Annotated in this window: 11 protein-coding genes; 8 read left to right on the top strand and 3 right to left on the bottom strand. The window is 68.7% G+C overall.

Going from position 1 to position 9104, the window contains the following annotated elements; translation table 11 throughout:
- Positions 1 to 373 precede the first annotated feature (373 nt).
- Positions 374 to 826 (top strand): DUF192 domain-containing protein, encoded by a 453-nt coding sequence (locus tag ACFWZ3_RS16370; RefSeq protein ID WP_439708742.1) that lies wholly within the window; start codon positions 374 to 376, stop codon positions 824 to 826.
- Positions 827 to 1030: 204 nt separating this feature from the next.
- On the opposite strand, the gene ACFWZ3_RS16365 is transcribed toward ACFWZ3_RS16370, so the two are convergent.
- Positions 1031 to 1225, bottom strand: a complete 195-nt coding sequence (locus ACFWZ3_RS16365) for a rubredoxin (RefSeq protein WP_231321720.1) — start codon at positions 1223 to 1225, stop codon at positions 1031 to 1033.
- A gap of 90 nt (positions 1226 to 1315) precedes the next feature.
- On the opposite strand from ACFWZ3_RS16365, the gene thiE reads away from it, so the two are divergent.
- Together thiE and hemL are read left to right on the top strand one after the other, a co-directional pair.
- The gene (gene thiE, locus ACFWZ3_RS16360; protein WP_439708741.1) at positions 1316 to 1954 is read left to right on the top strand and encodes a thiamine phosphate synthase; all 639 of its coding nucleotides are present in this window, start codon (positions 1316 to 1318) and stop codon (positions 1952 to 1954) included.
- Positions 1951 to 3240 carry a glutamate-1-semialdehyde 2,1-aminomutase gene (gene hemL / locus ACFWZ3_RS16355; protein ID WP_439708740.1) on the top strand — a complete coding sequence of 430 codons (1290 nt, stop codon included), beginning with the start codon at positions 1951 to 1953 and terminating at the stop codon, positions 3238 to 3240. Before thiE ends, hemL begins: the two co-directional genes overlap by 4 nt.
- A gap of 54 nt (positions 3241 to 3294) precedes the next feature.
- Here the strand turns inward: hemL and ACFWZ3_RS16350 are convergent, their stop codons facing one another.
- Both ACFWZ3_RS16350 and ACFWZ3_RS16345 read right to left on the bottom strand, forming a co-directional pair.
- The gene (locus ACFWZ3_RS16350) at positions 3295 to 3714 is read right to left on the bottom strand and encodes a VOC family protein (protein WP_439708739.1); all 420 of its coding nucleotides are present in this window, start codon (positions 3712 to 3714) and stop codon (positions 3295 to 3297) included.
- A complete protein-coding gene (locus ACFWZ3_RS16345; RefSeq protein ID WP_439708738.1) occupies positions 3711 to 4955 on the bottom strand; it encodes an acetylornithine/succinylornithine family transaminase in 1245 nt (414 codons plus the stop codon). The genes ACFWZ3_RS16350 and ACFWZ3_RS16345 overlap by 4 nt, the downstream gene beginning before the upstream one ends.
- Positions 4956 to 5292: 337 nt before the next feature.
- On the opposite strand from ACFWZ3_RS16345, the gene ACFWZ3_RS16340 reads away from it, so the two are divergent.
- From ACFWZ3_RS16340 to ACFWZ3_RS16320, 5 genes are all read left to right on the top strand, one after another.
- A complete protein-coding gene (locus tag ACFWZ3_RS16340; RefSeq protein ID WP_439708737.1) occupies positions 5293 to 5790 on the top strand; it encodes a hypothetical protein in 498 nt (165 codons plus the stop codon).
- Positions 5791 to 5795: 5 nt separating this feature from the next.
- Positions 5796 to 6428, top strand: coding sequence for a hypothetical protein (locus ACFWZ3_RS16335; protein WP_439708736.1), 633 nt, complete (start codon positions 5796 to 5798; stop codon positions 6426 to 6428).
- 28 nt (positions 6429 to 6456) lie between these two features.
- Positions 6457 to 7452, top strand: a complete 996-nt coding sequence (locus tag ACFWZ3_RS16330; RefSeq protein ID WP_439708735.1) for a hypothetical protein — start codon at positions 6457 to 6459, stop codon at positions 7450 to 7452.
- Positions 7453 to 7571: 119 nt separating this feature from the next.
- Entirely contained in the window at positions 7572 to 8273 is a 702-nt protein-coding gene (locus ACFWZ3_RS16325) for a C39 family peptidase (protein WP_439708734.1), read from the top strand.
- Positions 8274 to 8286: 13 nt separating this feature from the next.
- Complete coding sequence (locus ACFWZ3_RS16320; protein WP_439708733.1) at positions 8287 to 9057, top strand: hypothetical protein; 771 nt, start codon at positions 8287 to 8289, stop codon at positions 9055 to 9057.
- Positions 9058 to 9104 lie beyond the last annotated feature (47 nt).

Here is a 9104-nt window from a genome sequence, read left to right as displayed (position 1 = left end):
TAAATCTGACTTTTAGGTTGGACGCTTGCATTGGTTGGACAGTCATCCATCCACCGCAAGGCGCCCACACAAGTCACCTGCGCACACTGTCAAAGATCAATCACTTGCGAACTTTTCTTCAGTTCGCCCCGAGACGTTTCGTCCCGGGTGAGCCGCCCATTCTACATTCGTTTCTCTGTCCGTCAACACCCTGTGAGAAGAAATTTCGTCGCAGAGAAGAGGGGAGAACTCTTCGCGAGGGCGGCCTCGTCGAAGGGGCGAGAATCATAGCGCCGGGGGCGAGCGCTGTGAAGGGGGCGTGGAGCTTTTTTTCGATCCGTTAGGGTTGGGTTCAACCGCTACACTCGAACGCTCACTCCAACCGGACCGAGCCATGAAGCGACTACCCGTGGTGTTCCTGCTGCTCGCCGCCACCGGCTGCGCGACGGCCGTACCAAAGAGTTCTGCGCCTGCAGTCGAGTTGCATGGACATCAGTTCAGCACGGAGCTCGCGACGGACGATGCCAGTCGCGAGCGCGGGTTGATGATGCGCACGGAGCTGGCGGCCGATCACAGCATGCTGTTCGTGTTCCCCGACACCCAGCCACGCTGGTTCTGGATGAAGAACACCCTGATACCGCTGGACATCCTCTACTTCGATGCCGACCGCAAGCTGGTATCGATGCAACTGGACGTGCCGCCGTGCAAGGCCGATCCCTGCCCGAGCTACCCCAGCGACGCGCCTGCGCGCTATGTGCTCGAGCTGCCGGCCGGGACAGCCCGCCGCATCGGCGTGGAGCAGGGCGACGAGCTGACGGTCGATGGCGACATCGGCGCGGTGCACTGACCGGCACCCCGCAGGCAGGGCAGGCCCACCTGGTAGGGAACCAGCCGCGACGGGTCAAGCCGATCAAGCATGTCCCACTCGTCTTCGAACGGAATGAACTGTTTCATGCGTGCCTCCCGCGTCGATTACGGAGACAGGAAAACAGACGGCCCGGTCCGCACGATGACGGAACCGGGCCGTTTGATGACAGGCGCGAGGCGCGTGTCAGTCGGTCTCGACCATCTCGAAGTCGTCCTTGGTCGCGCCGCAGTCGGGACAGGTCCAGGTGTCGGGCACGTCTTCCCAGCGCGTGCCCGGTTCGATGCCCTCTTCGGGCACGCCTAGCGCTTCGTCATAGATGAAGCCGCATACCACGCACATCCATTTGCGCGTCGCGGGGGGTTGGGCGTCGGTGCTCATCGGATCGTGTCTTCGTCTGCAGTTGAATGGGCCATTCTCGCAACTCCCCCGCCGGAGCGAAAGCACGGCGGCCCGACACAAGGAACCCCGATGCATCCGTTCCCTTCGCGCGGCGTGTACGCGATCACCGATGGCCCCCGCAACGACCTGCTGGACGTAACGCGTGAGGCGCTGGCCGGGGGCGCGCGTCTGCTGCAATACCGCGACCTGAGCCATGACGATGCACGCCGGCATGCCGAGGCGCACGCGCTCAAGCGCCTGTGCGACGAGTACGGCGTGCCGCTGCTGATCAACGGCGACGCGGCGCTCGCGCAGGCGGTCGGCGCCGCCGGCGTACACCTGGGCGAGACCGCCGAAGAACTCGCCGGTGCGCGCGAGCGGCTCGGTGCGCAGGCGATCATCGGCGTGTCCTGCTTCGACTCACTCGAACGTGCGCAGTCGATGGCCAAGGCGGGCGCCGACTACGTTTCGTTCGGCGCCTTCTTTCCGTCACCGACGTTGCCGCACGCCCGCGTCTCGCCGGTACAACTGCTGAGGCAGAGCGCCGCATTGGGCGTGCCCCGGGTGGCGATCGGCGGCATCACCCCCGAGAATGGCGTCGCCCTGGTCGACGCCGGCGCCGACTACCTGGCCGCCATCTCGGCCGTGTTCGGCGCGACCGACGTACGCGCGGCAACCCGCCGCCTTGGCGACCTCTACCGTTTCTCTTCCGACGAGTCCCACTCATGACCACGAACCACGAGCTTTTCCAACGGGCGCAGCAGCTGATGCCCGGCGGCGTCAATTCGCCGGTGCGCGCCTTCAAGTCGGTCGGCGGCGAGCCGTTCTTCACCGCGCGCGCCGAGGGTGCCTACCTGTGGGACGTCGAGGACACGCGCTACATCGACTACGTCGGCTCGTGGGGCCCGATGATCGTCGGCCACAACCACCCGCGCGTGCGCGAGGCGGTGGAGCGTGCGGCGCGAGATGGCCTGTCCTTCGGCACGCCCTCGCCGGCCGAGGTGACCATGGCCGAGACGATCACGCGCCTCGTGCCCTCGGTTGAAATGGTGCGCATGGTCAACTCCGGCACCGAGGCGACGATGTCGGCGATCCGGTTGGCGCGTGGCGCCACCGGGCGCAGCAAGATTGTGAAATTCGAGGGCTGCTACCACGGCCATGGCGACAGCTTCCTGGTCAAGGCCGGCTCCGGCGCGCTGACCTTCGGCGTGCCGACGTCGCCCGGGGTGCCCAAGGCCGCCGCCGACCTGACCCTCACCCTGCCCTACAACGACCTGCCGGCCGCCGAGGCCCTGTTCGCCGAGCACGGCGCGGACATCGCCGGCCTGATCATCGAGCCGGTCGCCGGCAACATGAACTGCATCCCGCCAAGGGACGGCTACCTGCAGGGGCTGCGCGAGCTGTGCACGCGCCACGGCGCGCTGCTGATCTTCGATGAGGTGATGACCGGCTTCCGCGTGGCGCTGGGTGGCGCACAGGCGCATTACGGCGTGGCGCCGGACCTGACGACCTTCGGCAAGGTCATCGGCGGCGGCATGCCGGTCGGTGCCTACGGCGGGCGCCGCGATTTGATGGAGCAGATCGCGCCGGCCGGCCCGATCTACCAGGCGGGCACGCTCTCGGGCAATCCGGTCGCCATGGCAGCCGGCCTGGCCATGCTGGAGCTGATCCAGGCGCCCGGCTTTTACGACAAGCTCGCCGCACGCACGCGGTTGCTGTGCGACGGCCTGCAGGCCGTGGCGGATGGCGAAGGCGTGCCGTTCAGCACCAACCGCGTCGGCGGCATGTTCGGGTTGTTCTTCACGGCCGCGCAGGTGGCGAGCTACGCGCAGGCCACCGCGGCCGACACGGCGCTATTCAACCGCTTCTTCCACGGCATGCTCAAGCGTGGCGTGTACCTCGCACCGAGCGCATTCGAGGCGGGCTTCCTGTCCAGTGCGCACAGCGACCAGGACATCGCCGATACGCTGGAAGCCGCGCGCGGCGCGTTGCGCGAGGCAAGGCAACACGCGTGAACTTGCCGACCTTGCGCCAAACGCCAGCGACCTGCGGCCTGGCCTGAGTCGCCTCTACCAGACGCCGGTGTTGGGCATCGACGCCCACGGCTCCTGCGGCGGCAGGTGGCCTTCCTGCAGCAGTTCGATCGAGATCAGGTCGGGCGAGCGCACGAACGCCATGTGTCCGTCGCGCGGCGGGCGGTGGATCGTGTAGCCCATGTCCCTGAGCCGCTCGCAGGTGGCGTAGATATCGCCCACGCGGAACGCCAGGTGGCCGAAGTTGCGCGACGAGCCGTAGTCCTCCTCCGAGCCCCAGTTGTAGGTGAGCTCGATTTCCGCGTCGGGACTCTCCGGCGCAGCAAGGAAGACAAGGGTGTACTTGCCTTCCGGCACCTCCTTGCGGCGCACCTCGCGCAGGCCGAGGCCTTCGCAGTAAAAGCGCAGCGACGCATCCAGGTCGCGCACGCGGACCATGGTGTGCGGGTACTTCATGGCGTCTCTCCGGCAGGGGTGGCAAGGAAGGCGTTGAAGGCCGCGCGCATGCGCTCCAGCCCCTGGGCCAGCTCCTCGTCGGTGATGGTCAACGGGGGCAGCAGGCGCAGCACGTCGGGGCCCGCCTGGAGCAACAGCACGCCGCTTGCCGCGGCCATGTCGAGCATGGCAGCGGCCTTGCCACGATGGGGTGGCGCCAGCGCCGCTCCCAGCATCAGGCCGCGCCCGCGCACCTCCTCGAACAGGCCCAGCTCGGCGTCGATGGCCGCCAGGCCGGCACGCAGTTCGTTCGCCTGGCGCTCCACGTTCAGCAGCACCGCGGGCGAACCGAGCTTGGCCAGCGCCACGCGCGCCACCGCCGCAGCCAGCGGGTTGCCGCCGAAGGTCGAGCCGTGCGCGCCTACCTGCATGACCTCGGCGACCCTGGGTCCGGCCAGCATCGCGCCGATCGGAAAGCCCGCACCGAGCGCCTTGGCCAGGGTCACGATGTCCGGCTCCACGTTGTCCTGCACGTGCGCGAACAGCGTGCCGGTGCGGCCCATGCCGCACTGGATCTCGTCCAGCACCAGCAGCGCGCCATGGCGGTCGCACAGTTCGCGCGCGTGCCTGAGGAAGCCGGGCGCCGCGGGGCGCACGCCGCCCTCACCCTGCACGGGCTCGACCATCACCGCGGCCACGTCTCGCTGCGCGAATGCCGCCTCGAGCGCGGCCACGTCGTTGAAGTCGATGTAGCGGAAGCCCTTCGGTAGCGGCTCGTAGCCCTCCTGGTACTTTGGTTGCGCGGTCGCCGTGACAGTGGCGAGCGTGCGCCCGTGGAAGGAGCCACGGAAGGTGACGATGGTGCGCTGCCCGGCGTCGCGGCCCTGTGCGGCCGCCCAGCGACGGACCAGCTTGATTGCCGCTTCGTTCGCCTCGGCGCCCGAGTTGCACAGGAACACGCGCTCGGCGAAGCCGGACGCCTCGACCAGCTCCTGTGCGAGCTTCAGCGGCGGCTCGGTGTAAAAAACGTTGCTGCTATGCCACAGCTTGTGCGCCTGCGCGGTGAGCGCGGCGAGCAGGTCGGGATCCTGGTGGCCCAGACCGTTGACCGCGATGCCCGCGCCGAAATCCACGTAGTCGCGCCCCTGCGTATCCCACAGCCGCGCGCCGCGGCCGTGGTCGAGCACGAGCTCGCGCGGGCGATACACCGGCAACCAGTAGCGCCGGGCCAGATCGATCAGGGGAGCGTCTTGCGTGGACATGGCCTCTCCGGCGGCGCATGGGCGCCGTCGCAACATGCGTGGGGTGCGACCGGGGCGTCGCCCGCCCATGCTAGCACCGCGACCTTGTCGCCTCGGCGCCTCCCGGCTGTAACAGCCGCACAAGGTGTATCAGTCCTGTTACACCCCGCGCGAAGCGCGCTACCACGCCGGTTGCGCCGCCCGGGCGGCCCGGTCGAGCCGGCCGCTGTAACACCAGACGCAGGAGCGATTCCCCGCATCGAAACCCGGAACCTCGCCACGACGCGGTTTGGCGGCGCTCGGTCGGTTTGGCACGGCGCTTGCCACCAAGGCACTCACCGAAGGAACGAGCCGTGCCATGGAATCCGCAGTCGCCCCTGTCTCCCGCCTTCTCGTGCTCCGGCCGCTTGCAGCCCTGCTCGCGCTGGTCGGCCTGCCTTTGCCCAGTCATGCGGCGGATGCACACCGGGCGGTTGTAGCCAAGCCAGGCGACATCGTGCTGCTGCGCAACGTATCCACGCGGGCAGCGGTCCGCCCGGCGCCGCCGGGCATGGCGCTGATGGTGTCACCCTCGCCGCAACCCGAGATCCTCGCCTCGCTCGGCAGCGGCGAACTTTCCGACGACGACATCGCACAGCTGGGCGCCACTCCAGTGCCCACCGCGCAACTGCAGTCGACCGTGGGCCGCGCGCTCGACGGCATGCTGGTCCGCGGCAGCGGCGGCACCACGGTGGCCGGCAATGGCGTGAGCAACACCGTGACGGCCCCGGTCGGCGCCGTCGGCAACGCGACCCGTGGCATCGGCGACCAAGTGCAGGGTGCGCTCGCGCAGCTGCCTTTCGGCAACGGGCATTGAGCGTCATGCGCCGCCCGATCGTGCTCGGCTTCCTCGCCACGCTGGCCATGCTCAGCACCGGCGTCAACGCCGGCGACGACGACTACGCCGCCATGCTCGGCTACCTCACCCGCAGCAGCCTGGATGGCCACGCCCTGCGGGACGCCCAGGGCAGCGTCGCGATCAACCTGGCGGCGGGCGATCTCAACAGCCAGGCAAACCTGCGCGCCTTCGCCACCGGCACGGACGCGCAGGCATGGATCGACGCGCGCCAGCGGACGTTCGGCAACCAGGCCGATGCGCCGACGCAGGCGCAGGCCTCCATCGCCGGCGACGTCCTTGCCGGCGCGCACGGACTCGTATCGATCAACCAGGCCAGCGGGACGGCGAACACGCAGCTCAATGCGGTCGCCGCTGCGCTGGCCAGCCAGGGCATACGCGAAACGACGGACGGCTCCCTGTCCACCGTCGTTTCGGCGTCGGCAGAAGTGCAGCCGGGAACGGGCGCCGGCGTACCGGGCGAAGGCACGCGCAGCGTGTCGGTCGCCGCGGGCGCCATGCAGGGCTTCCGTGGCGTGCTGCAGCTCAACCAGACCGCGGGATCGGGCAATGCCACGGGCAACATCCTGTCGCTGTCCGTGTCGGAGCTACCGCGGTGACCACCATAAGAATCGGAGTGAGGACATCATGAACGCATCCAAGAAGACCCTGATCGCCCTGGCGGTCGCCACGCTGTTCGGCAGCCCGATGGCTTTCGCGAACAACCACGACCAGCACCACGCGCCGTTCGATTCGGCGGCAGTCGCCACGGTCGACAACAACCAGTCGGTGACTGGCAACGTCACCGCCAACAACAAGCTGAAGAACACCAGCGCCATCGATGACCGCGCGGCCGCCCAGGCCTCGGGCAACATCGGCATGAACGTGGCCTCCGGCGACAACAACGCGCAGGACAACGCCGCCGCGCTGGCCGCCACGGATGCCAGCTTCGCCTTCGGTCTGGCTGATTCCGAAATCGACGTCGGCCAGGCCGGCATGGGCAACGTCACCGTGAACGAAGGCGTCAAGAACGACGCCTACGTCACCGACAACGCCTTCCGCTGGGCCTCGGGCAACATCGGCGTGAACGTCGCCTCGGGCAACAACAACCAGCAGAAGAACGCGCTGGCCGCCTCGGTCGCGACGACCAAGTTCGCCCATGCCGGCGTGAGCGTCGACCAGGCCTCCTCGGGCAACATCGTCAGCAACGCCGGCCGCGTGGAGAAGTACTACGACACCACCACCGTGCACATGAGCGGCACCGTGCAGGGCTACTCGCTGGGCCTGGGCCTGGGCGGCTACCAGGGTGAAACCAGCAGCACCTCCTACGGCGCCGAAGCTGGCCTGTGGACCGTCGGTCCGTTCCCGGCCGGCTTCTACGGCGGCCTGACCGCCAGCGAGTCGCAGGGCCAGGAGCAGGGCCAGCTGGGCTTCGTCGAGGTCTCTGCCAGCGACCTGCTGGCTGACCTGTGCGGCACCGTGCAGACCGCGCGCTACGTGGTGGTCAACGCCACCAACGACGCCAGCCTGTCGGGCAATGCCTTCCAGCACGCCACCGGCAACATCGGTGTGAACGTGGCCTCGGGCACCGGCAACCTGCAGGCCAACAGCCTGTCGCTCGCCGTCGCGCAGCCCAGCCCGTAACCACTTCGGCCAAGGCAGGCCAACGAGGGCGGTACCCGGCTGTCCGCAGCCGGGTTCCTATGGAACCCCCCGGTCCGTCCCCTGCGGACCGGGGGGACTTCCTCCCACTGGTGATACTCATGCGACTGACGACCCGGACCTTTCTGCTTTGCAGCCTTGCGATCGGCGCGCTGGCCTCGGCGCACGCCGGCGAGGTGCGCTTTGGCGGCGTGCTGCCCAACGGTGGGCTGTACGTACACCCCGTGGAGAGCATGCAGGAGGCGCGATTCCGCAACCTGGTACGGCAGGAGACCGACTACAGCTGCGGCGCCGCCGCGCTGGCTACGATCCTGCACTACGCCTACCACCTTGACGTGGACGAGGCGGTAGTGATCCAGGGCATGCTCGGGGTGTCCGACGAGAACCTGGTCAAGCAGCGCGGCTTCTCGCTGCTGGACATCAAGCATTACGTGGAGGCGCTGGGCATGCGCGGACGTGGGTATCGCGTCGACGAGGCGCGCCTGCGCAGCCTGCGCGTACCTGGCCTGGTGCTGATGGACGTGCGCGGCTTCCGCCATTTCGTGGTGCTCAAGCAGGTCCAGGGCGACACCGTGGAACTGGCCGACCCGATGCTCGGCAACCGCAGCCTTTCCATCGCCGACTTCCTTCAGGCGTGGCCGTCGCGCGCCGTGTTCGTGGTGATCGGCAACGACTTCGACCGCAACACGGTGCTGCTCCAGCCCGAGGGCAAGGCCAGCGCCCGCGCGCTGTACGCCCGGCAGGGACCGATCACCGACGCCGAACTGCTGGACTTCGGCTTCAGCAGCGCCGACCTGTTCTGAAGAGGCTCAAGCCATGCTTCGCCGTTCCTTTCCCTTTCTGGCCACCGCGCTGCTGCTGGCTCCCGCGCTAAGCGCGCGCGCGGCCGACCGTGCACCCGGCGCCGGCCTGCAAGAGCTTCCCGACACCGAACTCAACGCCATGCGCGGCCGCTTCACCGTCGACGACCACACCGTCGCCTGGTTTGGGGTGACCATGATCTCCACCTGGCAAACCGCCAGTGGCCAACTGCTGCAGGGGACGCTGGCGTTCGGCATGGATTTCAGCCACGGCAAGGGCCAGCCCACGCTCACCTTCACGCCCAGCGTGACCCTCACCAAGGCCGATGCCCCGGTGCCGATGCCGGCCACCGGCTCCCGCAGTGTCGATGGCAGCGGGCTGGCCAACGTCGGTGGCCTGCTGCAGAGCGTGCAGGTGGCCGGCGACGGCAACCTCGCCAGCAACGCGACCCGCCTGACCATCCGCGACGGCCACGCACCCGCTGCCAGCAGTACCGGCCCCACCAGCACCGGAGGCGCCAGCCTGAGCGACGGCGATGCCAGCGTGGCGGTCGGCTTCGACGGCCAGTCCGCCGGCGTGCGACTGTCCATCGACGGCCAGGGCACGGTGCAGCAATGGATCCGCAACGGCAGCCTCGGCCAGAGCGTGCAGCTCGCCGCGGACGGCCAGAGCGTGAGCAACCGGCTGGAGATCGACCTGGTCCGCCAGGTGTCCGCGGCCAACACGCCGCTTGCGCTGAACGTGGCGCAGGCGATCGGCCTCACCCGAGGCATCGCAGGGAACTGAAACGCGCGCCACCGCCCGGCGCGCCTTCGGTCCAGGGGAGCAAACAC

This window comes from Frateuria sp. GZRR35, assembly GCF_051900415.1.
In the GTDB taxonomy this organism is placed as follows: domain Bacteria; phylum Pseudomonadota; class Gammaproteobacteria; order Xanthomonadales; family Rhodanobacteraceae; genus Frateuria_A.
The sequence above is the reverse complement of the archived record's forward strand: the minus strand, read 5'-3'. Positions and strand labels throughout refer to the sequence as shown.